The organism is Streptomyces sp. NPDC056600 (assembly GCF_042792855.1).
Classification (GTDB): domain Bacteria; phylum Actinomycetota; class Actinomycetes; order Streptomycetales; family Streptomycetaceae; genus Streptomyces.
This window is the reverse complement of the sequence record NZ_JBHTVQ010000040.1, coordinates 11,643-32,531: the sequence shown is the minus strand read 5'-3', so window position 1 is coordinate 32,531 and position 20,889 is coordinate 11,643. Positions and strand designations below refer to the sequence as shown.

Here is a 20,889-nt window from a genome sequence, read left to right as displayed (position 1 = left end):
GAGCGGGCCCCTGCCCTGGAAGCTCCCGCGGGAGGGCACGGTGCGCCCTCCCGCGGGAGCTTCCTCTCAGGCTGCCCACCGGTGGGCTCAGGACGCCAACCGGTGGGCCGGGTCACGGACCTCGCCGACCAGGAGCTCCAGGACGTCCTCCAGCGCGACCAGGCCGAGCGCGCGGCCCGAGCCGTCGGTGACCGCCGCGAGGTGGGCGGCGGCCCGGCGCATCACGGTGAGCGCGTCGTCCAGCGGGAGACCGGCGGGCAGCTCCGTCATCGGGCGGCGGGCCCTCGGGGGGACCGGCCCGTCGGCGTCGTCCAGGTCCAGGACGTCCTTGACGTGCAGGTAGCCCAGGAAGACGCCGCCCTCCCCCACCACCGGGAACCGCGAGTACCCGGTGCGCGCGGTGAGGCCGACCACCTCCCCCGGGGTGACCGAGGGGCCGACGGTGACCAGGGACTCGCGCGGCAGCAGCACGTCCGTGACCGGACGCGAGCCCAGTTCGAGGGCGTCCTCGAGCCGTTCGGCGTCCTCCGGGTCGAGCAGGCCGGCCTGGCCCGCGTCCTCGACCAGCCGGTTGAGCTGCTCGCTGGTGAAGACCGCCTCGACCTCGTCCTTGGGCTCGACCCGGAACAGCCGCAGGACCGCGCCCGCGCAGGCCCCGAGCGCCGCGGTGACGGGGCCGCACAGCCGCGCGAAGGCGACCAGTCCGGGTCCCAGCCACACCGCGGCCCTCTCGGGCGCCGCCATGGCCAGGTTCTTGGGCACCATCTCGCCGATCACCAGGTGGAAGAAGACCACCACGGCGAGGGCGAGGACGTAGCCCAGCGGATGGATCATGGCGTCCGGCACCCGGAGGGCCGTGAACACCGGCTCCAGCAGGTGCGCCAGGGTCGGCTCGGCTACCGCGCCCAGGGTGAGCGAGCAGACGGTGATGCCGAACTGGGCGGCGGCCATCATGCGGGGCAGGTGCTCCAGGCCGTACAGGACCTGCCGGGCGCGGGCGGTGCCGAGCGGTTCGATCTGGCTGCGGCGCACCGAGACCAGCGCGAACTCGGCTCCGACGAAGAAGCCGTTGCCCAGCACCAGCAGGGCCGCGAAGAGCAGTTGCAGCGCGCTCATCGGGCGGCCTCCGCCAGGTGCTGTGCGGCCGGCCGGTCCTCGGCGGAGGGTGCGGCACCGGAGGCCGCCTCCGGCACCACGGCCGGGGACGGGGCGGCCGGCACGGCGGCCACCGCTCCGGCCTTCAGCAGCCGGACCCGCTCGGCCCGGTTGTGCCCGACCTGGAGGACCCGCAGCCGCCAGCCCGGCAGCTCGACGGTGTCCCCCACGGCCGGGATCCGCCCGAGGAGGACGGCGACCAGTCCGGCCACCGTCTCGTAGGGGCCCTCCGGCGGCCGCAGTCCGGCCCGTCCCAGCAGGTCGATCCGGCAGGCGCCGTCGGCGTCCCAGGCGGGCGCGCCGTCCTCCGCGGGGACGGGGGCCAGCTCGGGCACGTCCAGCCCGTCGTGCTCGTCGCGGACCTCGCCGACCAGTTCCTCGACGATGTCCTCCAGGGTGACCACGCCGGCCGTGCCGCCGTACTCGTCGACGACCACCGCGATCGGCTGCTCGGTGCGCAGCCGGGTCAGCAGGGGCCGCACCGGGAGGGTCTCGGGAACCAGCAGCGCGGGCCGGCACAGGCGGGTCACCGGGGTGCGCAGGCGCTCCGCGGCGGGGACGGCGAGCGCGTCCTTGAGGTGGGCCATGCCGACGATCTCGTCGATCCGTTCCCGGTAGACGGGGAAGCGGGAGAGGCCGGTGGCCCGGGTCAGGTTGATCACGTCCTCGGCGGTCGCCGAGGCCTGCAGGGCGGCGACGCGCACCCGCGGGGTCATCACGTGCTGGGCGGTCAGGTCGCCCAGGGAGAGGGTGGACAGGGTGCGCACGAACAGGTCCGCGGTGTCCTGTTCGAGGGTGCCGGCCCGGGCGGAGTGCCGGGCCAGCGAGACCAGCTCGCCCGGGGTGCGGGCGGAGGCGAGTTCCTCCGCGGGCTCGAAGCCCAGGGCGCGCACCAGCCGGTTGGCGACCGTGTTCAGCCCGGCGATCACCGGGCGGAAGAGGCGGGCGAACCGGTGCTGGGGCCCGGCCACGAAGCGGGCGACCTGGAGCGGCCGGGAGACGGCCCAGTTCTTGGGCACCAGCTCGCCGATCACCATCTGCACCGCGGAGGCGAGCAGCATGCCCACCGCCACGCAGACGCCGGGGACGACGCCCTCGGGCAGCCCGGCCGCGGTGAACGGGCCGTGCAGCAGTTCGGCGAGCGCGGGTTCGGCGAGCATGCCGACGACCAGGGAGGTGATGGTGATGCCGAGCTGGGTCCCGGAGAGCTGGAAGGAGAGTTCCCTGAGGGAGTCGACCACGCGGCGGGCACGCCGGTCGCCCTCGGCGGCCGCGCGCTCCGCCTCGGGGCGGTCGACGGTCACCAGGCCGAACTCGGCGGCCACGAAGAAGCCGTTGGCCAGGATCAGCAGGAAGGCGGCTGCCAGGAGCAGCAGGGGGATGGTCATGTGGCCGCCGCCTCCGCGATGCCGCGGAACGGGTCCGCGTCAGGTCGGGCAGGGGCGGCGCAAGTACTGCAGGACGGTCCGTCCATCGCCGGAGTCAGTCACTCCTCGGATCGCAGGAGCCCCCGGGGTGCCGGCCGGCGGGCCGGGCTGGGCTCGGGGGCGGAGGCGTCACCGTGACGCCCCGGCTGACAGGTTAATCAACACAGGGCCGTCCGCGGCAGGGGTGACTGCGCCGTGCGGGGGTGCCGGTGCTTCCGCGCGCCCCCACGGGCGGTTCCGCCTCAGGTGGGGCGGACCGCCGTCCTGGCCTCCACCAGGGCCCGCAGGGCGCGGGCGTCGCGCAGCGCCTGTTCCCTGGCCACGCCCGGCTGGATGCCCAGGACGGGCAGGCTGGTGCCGTCGGAGAGGTCGAGGAAGACCCACGGGTCGCCGGGCCGCAGCCGGACCTGGAGGATCTCCGCCCACTCCAGCCGCCGGCGGGAGGCGATGTTGACCACCGTGACGCAGGTCTCCTCGGCGTGCACCCGGGGCCGGGCCAGCATCCACAGGACGCCGAATGCCAGTGCGCCGGTGAACACGAAGCTGAGCCGCTCCCCCACGCCGAGGTGGGGCAGCAGCAGGGCCACGACGGTCAGCACCACGAACATCACGGCGCCCAGCGCCAGCAGCACCGCGCGGGTGCGGCCGGGCCGGAAGGTGACGGGGAGCGCGGGCAGGTCCGTCGTGGTCATGCGGTGTCCTCGGTGTGCTCGGTCTCCTCGGAGCGGGCCCGCCCCCGGGATCGCCGGGGGCGCGGCGGCTCAGAGGCGGCAGGCGTGGATGGCGGTGGTCAGGATGGCGCGGGCGCCGATGTCGTAGAGGTCGTCCATGATCCTCTGCGCGTCGGCGGAGGGCACCATGGCGCGGACCGCGACCCAGCCCTCGTTGTGCAGCGGGGAGACGGTCGGGGACTCGAGGCCGGGGGTGAGCGCGACGGCCTTCTCCAGCTGCTCGACGCGGCAGTCGTAGTCCATCATCACGTAGGTCCGGGCCACCAGGACGCCCTGCAGGCGGCGCAGGAACTGCTGGACCTTGGGCTCGTCGGCGGGGGCGCCGGTGCGGCGGACCACCACGGCCTCGGACTTCATGATCGGGTCGCCGAAGACCTCGAGCCCCGCGTTGCGCAGCGAGGTGCCGGTCTCCACGACGTCCGCGATGACCTCGGCGACGCCCAGCTCGATGGCCGTCTCGACCGCGCCGTCCAGGTGGACCACGGAGGCGTTCACGCCCTGCTCGGCCAGGTACTTGTCGACGATGCCCTCGTAGGAGGTGGCGACGGTCTTGCCGGAGAGGTCCGACAGGTCCGTCACGGCGCCGGGCCTGGCGGCGAACCGGAAGGTGGAGCGGGCGAAGCCGAGCGGGAGGATCTCCTCGGCGTCCGCGCCGGAGTCGATCAGCAGGTCGCGGCCGGTGACGCCGATGTCGAGGCGGCCGGAGGAGACGTAGATCGCGATGTCGCGGGGGCGGAGGTAGAAGAACTCCACCTCGTTGACCGGGTCGACGACCCGCAGCTCCTTGGACTCGCGGCGCTGCTGGTAGCCGGCCTCATGCAGCATCGCCGCCGCAGGCCCGGAGAGGGAACCCTTGTTGGGGACGGCGATGCGCAGCATGAAACGGCTTCCTTCGGTCGACGTCGGGTGACGTGGGAGGTGGGACGAACAGGGCGTGCGGACGAACAGGGGGAACCGGCGCCGCGGAAGGCGGCGCGGCGGGGGCGTGCGAAGACGGGGAAGGCGCGGAAACGGGCCTAGAGATGGGCGTACACGTCGTCCAGGGAGATGCCGCGGGCGACCATCATCACCTGGACGTGGTACAGCAGCTGCGAGATCTCCTCGGCGGCGGCTTCCTTGCCCTCGTACTCGGCGGCCATCCACACCTCGGCCGCCTCTTCGACCACCTTCTTGCCGATGGCATGGACACCCTTGTCCACCAGTTCGGCGGTGCGGGAGGTGGCGGGGTCGCCGTGCTCGGCCTTGTGCCGGAGCTCCGTGAAGAGCTCCTCGAAAGTCTTCTTGGCGTCATTGTTAACCGACATGGTGACCCCACCCTACGCGCCCCCGCGACACGTCACCGCCAGGGTTCAGATACTGAACGCAGGGTGGTCGCGGTGGAGACCGCGGCGGTCACCGCCTCGTGCCCCTTGTCCTCGTTCGAGCCGGGCAGTCCGGCGCGGTCCAGCGCCTGCTCCTCGGTGTCGCAGGTGAGCACGCCGAACCCGACGGGGACGCCGGTGTCCACCGAGACCTGGACGAGCCCCCGGGTGACGCCCTCGCACACGTAGTCGAAGTGCGGGGTGCCGCCGCGGATGACGACGCCCAGGGCGATGACCGCGTCGTAGCCGCGCTGCGCCAGCACCTTGGCGACCACCGGGAGCTCGAAGCTGCCCGGGACGCGCAGCAGCGTCGGCTCGGTGATGCCGAGCTCGGTCAGGGCGCGCAGGGCGCCGTCGACCAGTCCGTCCATGACCTTCTCGTGCCACTGCGCCGCGACGACGGCGACCCGGAGGTCTCCGCAGTTCTCGACGGTCAGTTCGGGTGCGCCCTTGCCGCTCACGTTCTCTCCTGGGGTGCTTCGGGGTGGGATGGGGGACGGATGGTGGTGGACCGGTGGGTCACTGGTCGCCGCAGCCGGCCACCGCGCCGTCCTGGTCGAGCCAGGGCAGGTCGTGGCCCATCCGGTCGCGCTTGGTGCGCAGGTACCGGACGTTGTGCTCGCCGGCCTGCACGGGCATCGGGATCCGGGAGAGGATCTCCATGCCGTGGCGGGCGAGGGCGTCGGTCTTGTCGGGGTTGTTGGTCATCACGCGCACGGTCCGGGCGCCGAGGTCGGCGAGGATCTGCGCGCCGGCCCCGTAGTCCCGGGCGTCGGCGGGCAGGCCGAGCTCGAGGTTGGCGTCGAGGGTGTCGTGGCCGCGTTCCTGCAGTTCGTAGGCGCGCAGCTTGGACATCAGGCCGATGCCGCGGCCCTCGTGCCCGCGCAGGTAGACCAGCACCCCGCGGCCCGCCTCGTGGATGCGTTCCAGCGAGGCCTCCAGCTGGGGTCCGCAGTCGCAGCGCAGCGAGTGGAAGACGTCGCCGGTGAGGCACTCCGAGTGCAGCCGCACCAGCAGGTCCCGGCCCTCGCCGATGTCCCCGTGGACCAGGGCGACGTGCTCGACGCCGTCGACGGTGGAGCGGTAGCCGTAGGCGGTGAAGTCGCCGAAGCGGGTGGGCAGGCGCACCTGGGCCTCGCGGCGCACGGTGGGCTCGGCGGAGCGCCGGTAGGCGATCAGGTCCTCGATGGAGACGATGGTCAGCCCGTGCTTGCGCGCGAAGGGCACCAGGTCGGGCAGCCGCAGCATCCGGCCGTCCTCCCCGGCGATCTCCACGATGACGCCGGCGGGCCGCTTCCCGGCGAGCCGGGCCAGGTCGACGGCGGCCTCGGTGTGGCCGGGGCGCTCGAGTACGCCGCCGGGGCGGGCGCGCAGCGGGAAGACGTGGCCGGGGCGCACGAAGTCGTCCGGTCCGGCCGTGCCGCCGGCCAGCAGGCGCAGGGTGGCGGCGCGGTCCTCGGCGGAGATGCCGGTGGTGACGCCGTGCGCGGCGGTGGCGTCCACGGAGACGGTGAACGCGGTCTTCATGGACTCGGTGTTCGCCTCGTCCTGCACCATCTGCGGCAGGCGCAGGCGGTCGAGCTCGTCGGCCTCCATGGGGGCGCAGATCAGCCCGCGGCACTCGCTCATCATGAAGGCCACGACCTCGGGGGTGGCCGCCTCGGCGGCGATCACCAGGTCGCCCTCGTTCTCGCGGTTCTCGTCGTCGACGACCACCACGGGGCGGCCGGCCGCGATGTCCGCGATCGCCTGCTCGACGGGATCGAGGGCGAGGATCAGTGCGTCGGGGTCCTCGGGGTGGCGGGGGTTCGGGGTCCAGGCGGGTGCCGTCATGCCGGCGTTCCTTCCAGAGCGGGTCGCTGGGCTGCGCGGGAGCGGATCCACCAGTCGCGCATGCCCCACAGGACGAGTGCCCCGTAGACGAGATAGATGAGACCGGAGAAGGCGAGACCGCCCGCGAAGTTCAGCGGGACGCCGACCAGGTCGACCAGGAGCCAGGCGAACCAGAACTCGACCATGCCCTTGGCCTGCGCGTACATGGCGACCAGGGTGCCGACGAAGATGTAGGCGTCGGCCCAGGGGCTCCAGGACAGGGTGGGGAACAGCGTGAACAGCCCGCCGACAGCGAGGGTTCCGATCAGGGCGCCCGCGACCAGCGCGGCGCGCTCGCCCGGGGTCGCGAAGCGGACCTGGACGGCGCCGTCCGCGGAGGTCCTGCGGCCCAGCTGCCAGGCGCGCCAGCCCCAGACGGCCACCGCGACGACCACCAGCTGCTTGCCGACGCCGCCCGCCTGCTGCACGGATATGTTCGCGGCGATCAGCACCAGGCCGGAGACCAGCTGCAGCGGCCAGGTCCAGACGTTGCGCCGCCAGCCGAGGGCGAGCGCGAGGAGGCCCAGGGTGTTGCCGATCAGGTCGGACCAGATGATGTCCTGCCCGAGGACGGTGAACGCCTCCGCGTTGAGCCCGTTCACCGGTCGCCCTCCGTCCGGCCCGCGAGGGTGAGCCGCTCCACGTACTTGGCGACGACGTCCACCTCGAGGTTGACCGGGTCGCCGGCCTTCTTGGCGCCGAGCGTGGTCAGCGCGAGGGTGGTGGGGATGAGGCTGACGGTGAAGAAGTCCTGGCCGGCCTCGACGACGGTGAGGCTGATGCCGTCGACGGTGATGGACCCCTTGCCGACCACGTAGCGGGACAGCTCGGCGGGCAGCGAGATCCGGACGACCTCCCAGTGCTCGGAGGCCTGGCGGTCCAGGATCGTGCCCGTGCCGTCGACGTGGCCCTGCACGATGTGCCCGCCCAGGCGGCCCCCGACGGGGGTGGGGCGTTCGAGGTTGACGCGCGATCCCACGGTCAGCGCGCCGAGGCTGGACCGCTTGAGGGTCTCGGCCATGACGTCCGCGGTGAACTCGTCGCCCTCGTGCTCGACGACGGTGAGGCAGACTCCGTTGACGGCGATCGAGTCGCCGTGTTTGGCGCCCTCGGTGACGACGGGGCCTCGCAGCCGGAACCGTGCGGCGTCGTCGAGCTGCTCGACGGCCGTCACCTCACCCAGCTCTTCGACGATGCCGGTGAACACTTCCCGGGTCCTCCTGCCGTGACGGGCACGGACTCCGGGGCTGCCGACGACGGCAGGACATACGGGCACACGGTTCGCACCGTGTACGGCTCGACCACGTACGAAACGCCGGACGGGAAGGGACCACGGGCGCACGCCTGCCGACCGCGCCCAGGGCACGGCCAGGACGACGACCCGCGGGCGACCACCCGCTCCGACGGCCCGGCACGGTCGTGCCTGCCCGTCGCGCACTGCCTCCCATCCGGACTTTAACCGTCGGTCCAGGAATTTCACCTGGTCAGCCGACCGCTGGAGGCGGCCGGGTCGCGGACTGTAACCGCCGGTTCGGATTTTCACCGACCCCGGAGTGCGCTGTTGGTCATTGATCTGACACGCCCAGTGTGCCATGTCACCCGGTGCCCGCAGAAGGCCCCCTCTGTGGACTGACTCACATTGGGTGGTCGCTCACGTGTACGGTCAGATCGGTGCACGGTGCACCGGATCGCCCCCGGGGAGGGACCGCGTGTCCGACACGTCGACCGGTCGGCCGGCCTACGGAGCAGGTCAGGTACGGAAGGCCCGCTACGCGGTGGCCACGGTGTTCGCGGTGCACGGCGCGGTGGCGGGATCGTTCGCCTCCCGGGTGCCCTGGGTCGCGGACCACGCGTCGGTGAGCGCGGGACAGCTGGGTCTGGCGCTGGCGATGCCCGCGCTGGGCGCCTCGCTGGCGATGCCGCTGGCCGGCCGGATCACGCACGTACTGGGCGCCCGGGCGGCGCAACGGATGCTGCTCGCGGCGTGGACGCTCACCCTGGTGCTGCCCGGCCTCGCCCCGAACCTCCTCGCCCTGTGCCTGGCCCTCTTCACGTTCGGCGCCACCGCAGGGATGGCGGACGTGGTGATGAACGCGAGCGGCGTGGAGGTGGAGAACCTCCTGGACCGGTCGATCATGTCCGGACTGCACGGCATGTGGAGCACGGGCGCGCTGCTGGGCTCGGCGGGCGGCACCCTCGCCGCGCACCTGGAGGCGGACGGGCGTCTGCACTTCATGATCGCTTCCGCGGTCCTGACCGTGGCCGGCCTGGTGGCTTGTTCCTGGCTGCTGGACATCCGGTCCGCGGTGGACGAGGAACCGCCGCCGCGGTTCGCGCTGCCGCCGCGTTCCGCGCTGCTGATCGGCGCGATCGGCTTCTGCGCGGTCTTCGCCGAAGGCGCCAGCCTCGACTGGTCGGCGGTCTACCTGCGCGACGTCCTCGGGTCCTCGGCGACCCTGGCCGCCGCCTGCACCACCGGTTTCACCCTGACCATGGCGCTGGCCCGGTTCGCCGGCGACCCGGTGGTCGACCGCTTCGGCGCCGTGCGCTCGGTGCGGGTGAGCGGCGCGCTGGCCGCGCTCGGCGGGGTGCTGGTGGTCCTCGCCCCGCACCCGGCGGTCGCCATGACCGGGTTCGCGCTGCTGGGTCTGGGCATCGCCGTGGTCGTGCCGCTGTGCTTCGCGGCCGCCGGCCGCAGCGGCCCCAACCCGAGCCAGGCCATCGCGGGCGTCGCCACCATCACCTACACCTCGGGGCTGGTCGCCCCCGGGGCGATCGGCGCGCTGGCCGAGGCCACCAGCCTGGTGGTGTCGTTCGCCCTGGTGACGCTGCTCGCCTGCGGGGTGGCCGGCTTCGCCGGGGTGCTGCGCGCGGGGGACCGTGAGCGGGGAGCGGGACCGGCGGGCGGATCCGGCCCGGGTCCGGCGTCGGGGAAGGGCGAGCGGACCGGGGTGTCCGGTGCGTCCCGGGCCTCGGAGCATCCCGCGGGGTGATCGCTGTCGCCATCCGCCACAATGATGCGGACAGCGATCCTCCGGTTGAACAGAATCGATCAGGCCCGGAGATCTAGGGAACCCCAGAAAGCGGAACATCTATGGACCTCGGCGTGCGCTGGAAACTGCACGGCGACGGGCGTACGCCCGCACCCGGAGCAGTGGTACGCCCGGACGAACGGCTCTCCTGGCCGCGGACCGCCGGGCTCGGCGCGCAGCACGTGGTCGCCATGTTCGGCGCCTCGTTCGTGGCTCCCATCCTGATGGGCCTGGACCCGAACCTGGCGATCATGATGTCGGGCGTCGCGACGATCATCTTCCTGCTGGTGACCCGCGGCCGGGTGCCCAGCTACCTCGGCTGCTCGCTCTCCTTCGTGGGCGTTGCCGCGGTGATCCGCGCCCAGGGCGGCTCCAGCGCCACCGTGACCGGCGCGGTGTTCTGCGTCGGCGTGGCGCTCTTCCTGGTCGGTCTGGCGGTCCAGAAGTTCGGCGCCCGCATCATCCACGCGGCGATGCCGCCGGTGGTCACCGGCGCCGTCGTGATGCTGATCGGCTTCAACCTCGCCCCGGTCACCGCCACCACCTACTGGCCGCAGGACCAGTGGGTGGCGCTGCTGACCATGCTGTTCACCGGCTTCGCGGTGATCGCCCTGCGGGGTTTCTGGTCACGCGTCGCGATCTTCCTGGGCCTGATCTTCGGCTACGGGATCTCCTGGCTGTTCGACGCCGTCTTCGGCCAGATCCACTCCGCCGACGCCGCCGGCAAGGTCGTCGACCACTGGCGCCTGGACCTCTCCGGGGTGCGGGACGCCGCCTGGTTCGGCCTGCCCGACTTCCACGGCCCGGCGTTCGACTGGTCCGCGATCCTGGTGGCGCTGCCCGTGGTGATCGCCCTGATCGCCGAGAACACCGGCCACATCAAGGCCGTCGGTGAGATGACCGGCGACCCGATGGACGACAAGCTGGGCAAGGCGATCTCCGCCGACGGCATCGGCTCGATGCTGTCCACCGCGGTGGGCGGCCCGCCGAACACCACCTACTCCGAGAACATCGGCGTGATGGCGGCGACCCGGGTCTACTCGACGGCCGCCTACTGGGCCGCCGCCTGCTTCGCCCTGCTGTTCGGCCTGTGCCCCAAGTTCGGCGCGGTCGTGGCGGCCATCCCGGGCGGCGTCCTGGGCGGCATCACGGTGATCCTCTACGGCATGATCGGCCTGCTGGGCGCGCAGATCTGGCTCAACGGCGGGGTCGACCTGCGCAACCCGCTCAACCTGGTGCCGGCCGCGGCGGGCATCATCATCGGCGTCGGCAACGTCTCCATGAAGATCACCGACACCTTCACCCTGAGCGGCATCGCGCTGGGCACCCTGGTCGTCATCACCGGCTACCACGCGCTGCGCGTGTTCGCCCCGGCCCACATGAAGACGCAGGAGCCGCTGCTCGACGAGGGCACCTCCCGGTACGACGCCGGCTCCTCCCCGAAGGGCGAGGACGGCGAGGGCGGTCAGCGCGCCAGTTCGTAGGCGTAGTCGGGGCTGAAGGCGCCGGCCTGACCCCGGCAGCCGTCGGACTCGCCCGGCAGCTTCACCCACAGATAGGCGTCGACACGGGCCTCGCCCGGGGAGAGCGCGGGCGCCCGGCCGACCTTACGGCCGGCCGGGTCGCACCACTTCCCCTCGGGCGGAGGCCCGTTGCCGTTGCGGCTGGTGTCGATCACCGCGCCGTGGCTCGCCGGGGCGCCCATCGCCTCCAGCACCTGGCGGACGTACCGGACCTCGTCCGCGGTGGCGCGGAAGTTGGAGACGTTGCTGAAGATCCCGTCCGAGGACCGGGGCGAGTCCGCGCCCGCCCGGCGCAGCAGCGCGGCCTGCTGGGCCGCGGAGTTCCAGCCGGAGTGCCCGGCGTCGTAGTAGACGCGGGCGCGCGGCGCGACCCGCTTGACGACCCGCCCGGCCCGGGCCAGCGAGGCGAAACGGTCGGCCCGGTCGCTCTCGGAGAGGCAGTGGGACTGGGCGATCGCGTCGGGCTCCAGGATCACGATCACCTCGCCGGTGCCGAGGCCGGAGGCGAACCGGTCGATCCAGCCGTCGTAGGCGTCGAGGTCCTGGGCGCCCCCGGCCGAGTACTGCCCGCAGTCCCGGTCCGGGATCGTGTAGGCGACCAGCACCGGCACCCGGCCCTGCGCGGCGGCGCGTGAGGTGACGGCGCGGACCCGGGCGGCGACCGTGGTGGCGTCGGGGTCGGCGAACCAGACGGCGGCGGGGCGGGAGGCGATCCGCCGCGCGATCACCGGGCGGCGCCGGTCCTGCGGGTTCTGCCGCACCCACTCCCCCACCTGGGAGTCGGGATGCAGGTACAGCCGCCCGCCTCCGGCGGCCCGCGGTGAAGGGCTCGGCCTCGGCCGGGGCGAGGAGGTCGACGCGATCTGCGGCGGGGCGGACGGGGACGCCGTGCGTTCCCGGGGCGAGGGCGCGGCCACCGCGTCCGCGCGCCCGTCGGGGGGCGAGGGCGGGGTGTCCGAGGCTGCCTGGGCCACCAGGCCCGCCGTCAGGGCGACGGCGGCCACCCCCGCGGACGCCGCGAGCAGGAGCCCTCTGCGGCGCCGGGCGCGTCGCTGCGGTGGCTGCCCCGCCTGACCCGATCGGTCCACGAGTGGTGCTCCCCCATGGTGCTGAGTTGCTCCGGCGTCATCGCGCCGTGGCCCGCGTCCCCCGCAGGGAGGAAGCAACCGGCACGGCGGCCTCGCGGTCAGCCTAGGACTGCGACGCTGCTCCCATGGCCCGGATGACGAAAATGTCGCCCCCCTTTGACACGGTGGGCTGCGCACCGCTACGCGCGGTTGACGCCGTGCTCGAACGGCTGCGCGCGCTGGACGCCTCGCTGCACCCGCGGGACGGCGTCGCCGTCTTCAACCGGGTGTACCTGACGGTGACCTCGGAGTTCGCCGAACTGCTCGGCGACGGCCGCTTCCCCGACCGCCGGTCGGCGTCCGCGCTCGGCACGCTGTTCGCCGAGCGCTACCTGGCGGTCGCCGACACCGACCGCGGCGGCGGCCGGCTGCCGGCCTGCTGGCGCCCGCTGTTCCGGCTGCGCGGTCATCCGGGTGTGCGGCCCGTGCAGTTCGCGCTGGCGGGCGTCAACGCGCACATCGGCCACGACCTGGTGCTGGCCGTGGTGGACACCTGCCGGGCGGTGGGCTGCCGCCCGGCCGACCTGGAGGACGAGTTCGAGCGGGTCGGCGACCTCCTCGCCTCGCTGGAGGAGCGGGTGCGCGAGGAGTTGATGCCGGGGCCGGACCTGTTCCAGGTCGCCGACCCGCTGACGCACCTGGCGGGCGCCTGGAGCCTGGAGAGGGCCCGGGACACCACCTGGTCGATGGCCCGGGCCCTGTGGGCGCTGCGGCGGACGCCGGAGCTGGCCGAGGAGTTCACCGAGCGGCTGGACGCGGCCGTGGGGGTGGTGAGCCGGATGCTCCTCACCCCGCTCGACCGCTGACCGCGCCGTCGCGTGGCGCTCCGCCGGCCCGGGGTCTCAGTCCTCCGGCAGCTCGACCGGGGCGATCTCGTCGAAGACGTCGCCCGGGCCCGGGTTGGTCGGGTCGGTCTCGCCGCCGAGGTGGCGCATCACGCCCCACACCGCGTTGAGCGCGGTCTGCACGGCGCCCTCGGCCCAGCCGGCCGTCCAGGAGATGTCGTCGCCCGCGAGGAACAGGCCGCGCCGGTCCTCGGGCAGCCGGTCCTGCACGAAGTGGGTGAACAGGCGGCGCTGGTACCGGTAGTGGCCGGGCAGGTTGGCCTTGAACGCGCCCATGAAGTAGGGCTCGTTCTCCCAGGAGACGGTGACCGGGTTGCCGACGATGTGGCTGCGGATGTCGAGGTTGGGGTAGATCTCGCCGAGCGACTTCAGCATGACCTCCATCCGCTCGTGGGCGGACAGCGGCAGCCACTTGAGGCTGTCGTCGCACCAGGTGTAGGAGAGGCAGATGGCCGCCTGGCCTTCGGGGCCGTTGTCCAGCAGGTAGGTGCCGCGGGTCATCCGGTCGGTGAGGGTCATCGACATCAGGTCACGGCCCGTCTGCGGGTCCTTGTCCCGCCAGAACGGCCGGTCCACCGGTACGAACAGCTTGCTGGACTCCATGTAGTGGGTGCGCTCGACGGCGGTCCAGTGGTCGATCGGCAGCAGCGCGTCGTCGCACTGGATCTTGGAGAGCAGCATCCAGGACTGGGCGGTGAACACCGCCGCCCGGTAGGTGCGGATGTCGCCGTCCGCGTCGGTGACGGTGATCCGGTTGCCGGCGGTGCGGTGCAGCCGGGTGACCGCGGGGCGGGGCTCGCCGGCCGGGTGCAGGGAGCTCAGCGAGGTGCCGTAGGGCCAGTGGACGATCTTCTCCGGCTCCCGGGTCCACAGCCGCAGCGGCAGCTGCTGGGTGCCGCCGACGATGCCGCGGTGGTGGTCGTCGGCCTCGGTGTAGACGACGCGGAGGATCTCCAGGATGGAGTTGGGGAAGTCGGTGTCCCAGCCGCCGGTGCCGAAGCCGACCTGGCCGAAGATCTCCCGGTCGCGGAAGGAGGAGAAGGCCGGGGAGTCGCAGAGGAAGCCGTAGAAGGTCTGGTTGTCCAGCTTCTCGACCAGGCGGGCCCAAATCTCGCGGATGCGCGGGACGTCGCGCTCGCGGATGGCGCGGTTCATGTCGGAGAAGTCCGCGCCCTCCTCCAGGCACCGGGCCCAGGCGTCGGCGACCCTGCGGTACACCTCGGGCAGGTCCTCGGCGGACTCCGCATAGTGCGACTCGCCCTTGAGGTCGACCACCGTCGAGGGGGTGCAGGGGGCCAGCGGGTTGGGGAACGGCGTGGTCTCCAGGCCGACCAGGTCGATGTAGTGCTGGAGCGCGGTCGAGCTGGGCGGGAACCGCATCGCGCCGAGCTCCGCCGTCAGGCCTGGGTCGCAGCCGTCGAAGCCGACGGTGCGCAGGCGCCCGCCGAGCTGGTCCGCCTCGTAGACGACGGGCTTGAGGCCCATCTTCATCAGCTCGTAGGCGGTGACCAGGCCGGACAGACCGCCGCCGATGACGGCGACCTCGGTGCCGTGCTCGGTGGCGGGCACCTGGCCGAGCCCCGCCGGGTGGGCCAGGTAGTCGTCGTAGGCGTAGGGGAAGTCCGGGCCGAACATGGTGACCGGGGGCAGCCCGTCACCGGGGTGCGGGACGGCGGTGGGCACGGTGGACGTCATCGGGCACGGACTCCTGTGGACGCTGCTGACGGGGCGGGGGGCGAGGGCGGGGCGAGGTTGCGGCGGTGCGCGGCGCGCGGTGTGAGGCGCGCGGTCTGCGGGCGCGGGCGGATCAGACGGCCAGGGAGCCGTAGAGGCCGGGGCGGCGGTCGTCGAGGTAGGGGTTGGCCTTGCGGGAGGCGGCCGGGAGCAGTGGGTCGACGTCGGCGAGGAGCAGTTCCTCCCCCTCGCCGGCCCGGGCCGTGACGACGCCGTCCGGGGCGGCCACCGTCGAGAGCCCGACGAACCGGAACTCGCCTTCCGGGCCGGTGCGGTTGACGTACGCGACGTACATCTGGTTCTCGAACGCCCGCACCGGGACGAGGGAGTCGGCGACGAACCGGTAGGGGTGCATCAGGGCGGTGGGCACCAGGAGGAGGTCGGTGCCGGCCAGGGCGTGGGCCCGGGTGTTCTCCGGGAACTCCACGTCGTAGCAGATCAGCAGCCCCACGGTGAGCGGGCCGAGGCGGGCCTGGACGACGGGGTCGTCGCCGGGGGTGAAGTGGCCGCGCTCGAAGTCGCCGTAGAGGTGCGTCTTGCGGTAGTTCGCGAGCGGGGCGCCGTCCGCGGAGATCAGTTGCACGGAGTTGTACACGTGCTCGCCGTCGCGCTCCGGGTAGCCGTAGGCGATCGCGATGCCGTGGCGGTCCGCGACGGTGGCCAGGGCATGGGCGGACGGGCCGTCCGCGGGCTCGGCCAGCCGCCGGACGTCGTCGCCGATCGCGTAGCCGGTCAGGAACATCTCCGGTGCGGCGATCAGTTCCGCCCCCGCGCGGGCGGCGCGGGCGGCCGCGGCGTCGAGGGCGCGCAAGTTCGCGTCGACCTCGCCGGGGCGGCCGGAGCTCTGGAGCAGGGCGGTGCGCATGACGGGGTCTCCGACGGGAAGGTGGGGGTGTTGAGCTGCGGTTTCGCCGCGCAGACGACAGTACGGTCCGCGGCTCGGGGCGGACAATACGCATCCGTTGCGGACAACCGCCCGAAACGTTGCGCGTTCCCCGCCCCTCCCGACGATTCGTTGCGTCCCTCACCGCGGGGCCCGGCGGCGCAGGATCAGCAGGATCGCGGGGGCGGCGTAGGCGGTCGCGAGCACGGCGAAGGTGAGGCCGTGCGGGAGGGACAGCACCCCGTAGGCCGCGTAGGTCGCGATCACCGCGAGGTCGGTCCCCATCCCCGCGACGGAGGTGATCGTCGCCCGCCGGGACCCCCGGATCGCCGCCTGCAGCCCCGCGTCCGCCAGCACCGTGGCCAGCTGGAACCCGGCGAAGGCGACCCCCACCAGCACCGCCGTCGCCGACGGCGCACCCCACAGCGCGCCGGTCGCCAGCAGGCCCGCCGAGACGAGCAGCAGCACCCCGAGACCACGGCCGCCGCCCCGCGGGCCGAACCTGCGCTCCGCGGGCCCCGCGAGCAGTCCGCCGGCCGCCGCGCCCGCCCAGATCACCAGCAGGTACCAGGACGCCTCGCCGTCACCCGCTCCGGTCTCACGGACCAGCAGCGGCGTGTACTCGTCGAGCGCGCCCCACACCCCGGCCACCGCCGGCACCAGCAGCAGCGCGCCGACCGGCCACCCCCGCGGCCACAGCCGGGCTCCCTCGCCCCGTGCCGTCCCGAGGCCCCCGGTCCGTCCGCCCCCGCCCCGTCCGCCCCCAGCACCGGCTCCCGCCCCGGCTCCGGCTCCCGCTCCCGCTCCCGCTCCGGTGTCCTCGATCCCCGCGTCCCCGCCCCGCTTCCGCCGTCCCTCCGGCATCGTGTGCGCCGCCGCCGCTGCCAGCAGGCACGCCGCCACCGACGCCGCGCCGACCAGCGCGAAGCCGCCCACCCGCAGCAGCGGGCCGGCGACGGCCATCGAGGCGACGATGCCGAGCATCTCGGCCGTGCGGGCGCGGCCCATCACCGCGGGATAGGTGCTGCTCGCGGCGCCCGCCCGCTCGAGTTCGTCGTGGACCAGCGCCTCCAGCGCGCCGGAGGAGAACGAGCCGCCGAGCCCCCACAGCACGAAGCCGGCCGCGAAGGACCAGAAGGAGGGCGCCCAGACCCAGAGGGTGAAGCCGACCGCCGTCAGCAGCGGGCCGGCGCGCAGCAGCGCGCGCCGCGACCACGCGTCGGCGAGCAGCCCCGAGGGGGCCTCGGCGAGGACGCCGGTCAGCGACCACAGCGCGAAGAGGGTGGAGATCTGCCCCGTGGACAGCCCGGTGTCGGCGAAGAGCAGCGCGTACACCGGGTACAGGGCGACGCAGTCGCCCAGGAAGGAGTAGCCGTACAGGGCCGCCGTCAGACGGCGCGTGCCGGCCGTCGCGGTGGCGGTGTCAGGTCAATGTCGTCGGCGCTTCATACCGTAGAGGGTAGCCCGGAACCGCCGGAGAAGCGCCTCAACAGCGGAGAGAGGACGAGCACGGACTTGGTCCGCTCGACGAACGGCTCCCCCGCGATCCGCTCCAGCACCTGCTCGAAGTGGCGCATGTCCGCGGCGAACACCTGGACGACCGCGTCCGCCTCCCCGGTGACGGTGGAGGCGGAGACGACCTCGGGATAGCGCGCGAGCCCACGCCGGATGGTCTCCGGCGAGGTGTTGCCGCGGCAGTAGACCTCGACCAGGCCCTCGGTGGCCCAGCCGAGCGCCGCCGGGTCCACGCGGACCGTGAACCCGGTGATCACTCCGGTCGCCCGCAGCCGGTCCACCCGCCGTTTCACGGCGGGGGCCGACAGGCCGACCGTCTGGCCGATGTCGGCGTAGGACCGGCGCGCGTCCTCGGCGAGGGCGCGCACGATGCGTTCGTCGAGCTCGTTCAGCAAGGTGCGAAGGTCACTTCCGTACGGGGTGGTACGGGCAGTAGAACAGATCAGCTCCAGCTGGCGTGCAGCGGCTTGCCCTCGGCGTAGCCGGCGGCGCTCTGGACGCCGACGACGGCCTTGTCGGCGAACTCCGCCAGGTCGCCCGCGCCGGCGTAGGTGCAGGAGGAGCGGACGCCCGCGATGACGGAGTCGATGAGGTCCTCCACGCCCGGCCGCTGCGGGTCGAGGAACATCCGGGAGGTCGAGATGCCCTCCTCGAACAGGCCCTTGCGGGCACGGTCGTACGCGGACTCCTCCGAGGTGCGGTTGGCGACCGCGCGGGCGGAGGCCATGCCGAAGGACTCCTTGTAGTAGCGCCCGTCGGGCGCCTGCTGGAGGTCGCCCGGGGACTCGTAGGTGCCGGCGAACCAGGAGCCGATCATCACGTTGGAGGCGCCGGCCGCCAGGGCCATCGCCACGTCGCGCGGGTGACGGACGCCGCCGTCGGCCCAGACGTGCTTGCCGTGCTTCTTCGCCTCGGCGGCGCACTCCAGGACCGCGGAGAACTGCGGACGGCCCACGCCGGTCATCATCCGGGTGGTGCACATGGCGCCCGGGCCGACGCCCACCTTGACGATGTCGGCGCCCGCCTCGATCAGGTCGCGCACGCCCTGCGCGGAGACGATGTTGCCCGCGACGATCGGCACCCGCGGGTCGAGCGCCCGGACGGTGCGGACGGCGTTGATCATCGACTCCTGGTGGCCGTGCGCGGTGTCGATGACCAGGGTGTCGATCCCGGCGTCGAGCAGCTGCTTGGCCTTGCCCGCCACGTCGCCGTTGATGCCGACGGCGGCGGCGATGCGCAGGCGGCCCTGGTCGTCGACGGCGGGGGTGTACAGGGTGGCGCGCAGCGCGCCCTTGCGGGTCAGGATGCCCGCGAGGCGGCCGTCGGCGTCCACGGCGGGGGCGTAGCGGCGGTTGGCGTGGTCGAGGGTGTTGAACGCCTCGCGGGGGTCGATGTCCGCGTCGAGCAGCAGGAGGTCACGGGACATGACCTGGGCCAGCTGGGTGAAGCGGTCGACGCCGGAGAGGTCGCGGTCGGTGACGACGCCGACCGGCTTGTAATCCTCGTCGACGACCACGCCTGCGTTGTGGGCGCGCTTGGGCAGCAGCGAGAGCGCGTCGGCGACGGTCTGGTGCGGCGAGAGCACGATCGGCGTGTCGAGCACCAGGTGGCGGCCCTTGACCCAGCCGACGACCTCGGTGACGACCTCGATCGGGATGTCCTGCGGGATGACGACCAGCCCGCCCCGGCGGGCGACGGTCTCGGCCATGCGGCGGCCCGCGACGGCGGTCATGTTGGCGACGACCAGCGGGACCGTGGTGCCGGTGCCGTCCGGCGCGGAGAGGTCGACGGCCTGACGGGAGCCGACGGAGGAGCGGCTCGGAACCATGAAGACGTCGTCGTAGGTGAGGTCGTACGTCGGCTGGACGTCGTTGAGGAATCGCACGTGCACATCCCGAAAGAACAGATACGGCCCTGCGGCGTGGACCGCCGAGGGAAAAAGGCACGTACTTCAGTCTCCCCCGGCGGATCCCGGGAGAACCAGCCACAGAACGTCCGGAAGTGCGATCTTCAGCCTTGTATTTTCCTACCAAGACGGTGGGCGGACCGGCGGGGTCGCAGGTACGGGAAGCGCTCCCTGGCGTGCCAGCCGAGCTGGATGCGGGTGTTGACGCCCGCCGCGTCCATCATCTGCCGGATACGCCGCTGCACGGTCCGCTGCCCGATGCCCAGCCGTACGGCGACGGTGGCGTCCGTGCACCCTTCGAGCAGCATGCGCAGGATCTTCAGGTCGAGGCTTCCGGTTTCGGCTCCGTGCGCTTCCATCCGCTGTCCCTTCTCGCGCGGCGGTCCCGGTCCCGGCAACCCGGCCATTTTGCGATCATGTCCATGACCGCACAACACGGGCGGCGTCTTCCGCACGGGGTTGGCCGAAAGCCGCCGACCGGGCCGCCGGGCGCGTGGACCGCCCCGTTCCGGGGTAGCGCGGGAGGCCGTGCGGGGTGAAGGGCCGCGGCAGGGCCCGGAAAACGCCGGACGGCCCACGCGAGGAGCGTGGGCCGTCCGGACGGGCCGGAGCCGTGGGAGCCGTCAGACGCCGTCGGGGTCCGCCCGGTTGAGGGCGGGAGCCGGCGTCGGGCCCGCGGTCAGCAGGTAGTCGGCGGCCGAGGTGTCGGTCACCAGGCTGGTGACCAGCCCCGAGCGCAGCACCGCGTCGATCGCGGAGCCCTTGCGCGCGCCGCCGGCGATGGCGACCACCTCGGGGATGCGGCGCAGCTGCTCCGCCTTCACCGTGATGCACCGCTCACCCAGGTCCCGACCGACCCGCCGGCCCTGTGCGTCGAACAGGTGCGCCGACATCTCCGCCGCGACGCCCAGCGAGGCGTAGTGCTCCCGCTCCTCGTCGCTGAGCATGTCGTGCACCGTGGAGACGCCCGGGTCCCAGGAACCGATCGACACGCAGGCGACGGTGACCTTGTCGAAGTACTCGAAGGCCCGGGCGATGCCCGTCTGGCTGCGCAGCGCGGCCGCGGTGGCCACGTCGGGCAGCAGCATCGGCGCGTAGATGGGGTGGGCGTCGCCGCCCGACACCTGGGCGGCGCGCCGCACCGCCTCCACCGAGCCGCGCTCGGCGGTTCCGGCGTCGTAGACGCCGGTCAGCTGGACCACCGTGCACTGCGGCAGCTTGCTCAGCGCCGCAGCCATGTGGATGGTGGACCTGCCCCAGGCCAGGCCCAGGACGTCTCCCTCGTCGATGAGCTCGCCCAGGAGGTCCGCGGCGACCTCGCCGAGGTTCTCCGGGTCCGGGGAGTCCTGGGCCTCCGCGGGGGACTCGACCACGACGGCGTGCCGCAGGCCGTACCGGGCCCGGAGCGCGTCGGAGCGCTCCGCGTCCAGTTCGGCCGGGACACGGATCTCGATCCGCACGAGGTCCCTCTCGAGGGCGGTCTCCAGCACCCGCGCCACCTTGAAGCGGCTCACGCCGAACTCCTCGGCGATCTGGATCTTGGACTTGCCCTCGAGGTAGAAGCGGCGGGCCATGGCCGCCGCCTGCACCAGCTCAGCGGGACCCATCCGCATGGCTGACCGGCCCGCCGACATACCCGACACGGCGCTCTCCTCACTGCTGTTCACATCTTGGACCTGCCGTCCATCCTTGCAGATACGGCAGGGCGGATCCGCCTCTGTCGGCGTCGTTCACATTCCGTTGGCCCGGCAGGTGCCGGGCGCGGCGTGGCGGGCGCG

20 protein-coding genes and 1 riboswitch are annotated in these 20,889 nt (G+C 73.2%); of the genes, 3 read left to right on the top strand and 17 right to left on the bottom strand.

What is annotated here, in order from left to right; all coding sequences use genetic code 11:
• Positions 1-87: 87 nt before the first annotated feature.
• The 9 genes from ACFRAV_RS20200 to ACFRAV_RS20160 form a co-directional block, all read right to left on the bottom strand.
• Positions 88-1,116 (bottom strand): hemolysin family protein, encoded by a 1,029-nt coding sequence (locus ACFRAV_RS20200; protein ID WP_382557502.1) that lies wholly within the window; start codon positions 1,114-1,116, stop codon positions 88-90.
• Complete coding sequence (locus ACFRAV_RS20195) at positions 1,113-2,543, bottom strand: hemolysin family protein (protein ID WP_382557500.1); 1,431 nt, start codon at positions 2,541-2,543, stop codon at positions 1,113-1,115. The genes ACFRAV_RS20200 and ACFRAV_RS20195 overlap by 4 nt, the downstream gene beginning before the upstream one ends.
• A 281-nt stretch (positions 2,544-2,824) precedes the next feature.
• Entirely contained in the window at positions 2,825-3,274 is a 450-nt protein-coding gene (locus ACFRAV_RS20190; protein ID WP_382557498.1) for a PH domain-containing protein, read from the bottom strand.
• 69 nt (positions 3,275-3,343) lie between these two features.
• Entirely contained in the window at positions 3,344-4,192 is an 849-nt protein-coding gene (gene hisG, locus ACFRAV_RS20185) for an ATP phosphoribosyltransferase (protein ID WP_351118422.1), read from the bottom strand.
• Positions 4,193-4,329: 137 nt separating this feature from the next.
• Positions 4,330-4,617 (bottom strand): phosphoribosyl-ATP diphosphatase, encoded by a 288-nt coding sequence (locus ACFRAV_RS20180; protein ID WP_382557496.1) that lies wholly within the window; start codon positions 4,615-4,617, stop codon positions 4,330-4,332.
• 32 nt (positions 4,618-4,649) lie between these two features.
• A complete protein-coding gene (gene ribH, locus ACFRAV_RS20175) occupies positions 4,650-5,135 on the bottom strand; it encodes a 6,7-dimethyl-8-ribityllumazine synthase (protein WP_382557494.1) in 486 nt (161 codons plus the stop codon).
• 58 nt (positions 5,136-5,193) lie between these two features.
• Complete coding sequence (locus tag ACFRAV_RS20170) at positions 5,194-6,507, bottom strand: bifunctional 3,4-dihydroxy-2-butanone-4-phosphate synthase/GTP cyclohydrolase II (RefSeq protein WP_382557491.1); 1,314 nt, start codon at positions 6,505-6,507, stop codon at positions 5,194-5,196.
• Positions 6,504-7,148, bottom strand: a complete 645-nt coding sequence (locus tag ACFRAV_RS20165) for a nicotinamide riboside transporter PnuC (RefSeq protein ID WP_382557488.1) — start codon at positions 7,146-7,148, stop codon at positions 6,504-6,506. The genes ACFRAV_RS20170 and ACFRAV_RS20165 overlap by 4 nt, the downstream gene beginning before the upstream one ends.
• On the bottom strand, positions 7,145-7,753 hold the full coding sequence (locus ACFRAV_RS20160; protein WP_382557486.1) for a riboflavin synthase: 609 nt from the start codon (positions 7,751-7,753) through the stop codon (positions 7,145-7,147). Before ACFRAV_RS20160 ends, ACFRAV_RS20165 begins: the two co-directional genes overlap by 4 nt.
• Positions 7,754-7,976: 223 nt before the next feature.
• Positions 7,977-8,107, bottom strand: a riboswitch (FMN riboswitch).
• Positions 8,108-8,255: 148 nt separating this feature from the next.
• Between ACFRAV_RS20160 and ACFRAV_RS20155 the strand changes: the two genes are divergently transcribed.
• Positions 8,256-9,539 carry an MFS transporter gene (locus ACFRAV_RS20155; protein ID WP_382557483.1) on the top strand — a complete coding sequence of 428 codons (1,284 nt, stop codon included), beginning with the start codon at positions 8,256-8,258 and terminating at the stop codon, positions 9,537-9,539.
• A 101-nt stretch (positions 9,540-9,640) separates the two neighbouring features.
• Entirely contained in the window at positions 9,641-11,062 is a 1,422-nt protein-coding gene (locus ACFRAV_RS20150) for a uracil-xanthine permease family protein (protein WP_382557480.1), read from the top strand.
• Here the strand turns inward: ACFRAV_RS20150 and ACFRAV_RS20145 are convergent.
• Complete coding sequence (locus ACFRAV_RS20145; RefSeq protein ID WP_382557564.1) at positions 11,044-12,126, bottom strand: glycoside hydrolase family 6 protein; 1,083 nt, start codon at positions 12,124-12,126, stop codon at positions 11,044-11,046. The two genes, ACFRAV_RS20150 and ACFRAV_RS20145, sit on opposite strands and share 19 nt — an antisense overlap.
• Before the next feature lie 206 nt (positions 12,127-12,332).
• Between ACFRAV_RS20145 and ACFRAV_RS20140 the strand changes: the two genes are divergently transcribed.
• Positions 12,333-13,034, top strand: a complete 702-nt coding sequence (locus ACFRAV_RS20140) for a DUF5995 family protein (protein WP_382557477.1) — start codon at positions 12,333-12,335, stop codon at positions 13,032-13,034.
• A gap of 36 nt (positions 13,035-13,070) precedes the next feature.
• Here ACFRAV_RS20140 and ACFRAV_RS20135 read toward each other — a convergent pair whose 3' ends face one another.
• The 7 genes from ACFRAV_RS20135 to ACFRAV_RS20105 all read right to left on the bottom strand — a co-directional run bounded on the left by ACFRAV_RS20135 (position 13,071) and on the right by ACFRAV_RS20105 (position 20,778).
• A complete protein-coding gene (locus ACFRAV_RS20135) occupies positions 13,071-14,768 on the bottom strand; it encodes a flavin monoamine oxidase family protein (protein WP_382557474.1) in 1,698 nt (565 codons plus the stop codon).
• A gap of 112 nt (positions 14,769-14,880) precedes the next feature.
• Positions 14,881-15,672, bottom strand: a complete 792-nt coding sequence (locus ACFRAV_RS20130) for a carbon-nitrogen hydrolase family protein (protein ID WP_382557471.1) — start codon at positions 15,670-15,672, stop codon at positions 14,881-14,883.
• 159 nt (positions 15,673-15,831) lie between these two features.
• A complete protein-coding gene (locus tag ACFRAV_RS20125) occupies positions 15,832-17,025 on the bottom strand; it encodes an MFS transporter (RefSeq protein ID WP_382557469.1) in 1,194 nt (397 codons plus the stop codon).
• A 110-nt stretch (positions 17,026-17,135) separates the two neighbouring features.
• Complete coding sequence (locus tag ACFRAV_RS20120; RefSeq protein WP_382557466.1) at positions 17,136-17,600, bottom strand: Lrp/AsnC family transcriptional regulator; 465 nt, start codon at positions 17,598-17,600, stop codon at positions 17,136-17,138.
• Between the two features lie 47 nt (positions 17,601-17,647).
• Positions 17,648-19,090, bottom strand: coding sequence for a GuaB1 family IMP dehydrogenase-related protein (locus ACFRAV_RS20115; protein WP_382557465.1), 1,443 nt, complete (start codon positions 19,088-19,090; stop codon positions 17,648-17,650).
• Between the two features lie 125 nt (positions 19,091-19,215).
• Complete coding sequence (locus ACFRAV_RS20110; RefSeq protein WP_382557463.1) at positions 19,216-19,470, bottom strand: hypothetical protein; 255 nt, start codon at positions 19,468-19,470, stop codon at positions 19,216-19,218.
• Between the two features lie 264 nt (positions 19,471-19,734).
• Complete coding sequence (locus ACFRAV_RS20105) at positions 19,735-20,778, bottom strand: sugar-binding domain-containing protein (protein WP_351118407.1); 1,044 nt, start codon at positions 20,776-20,778, stop codon at positions 19,735-19,737.
• Positions 20,779-20,889: the final 111 nt, after the last annotated feature.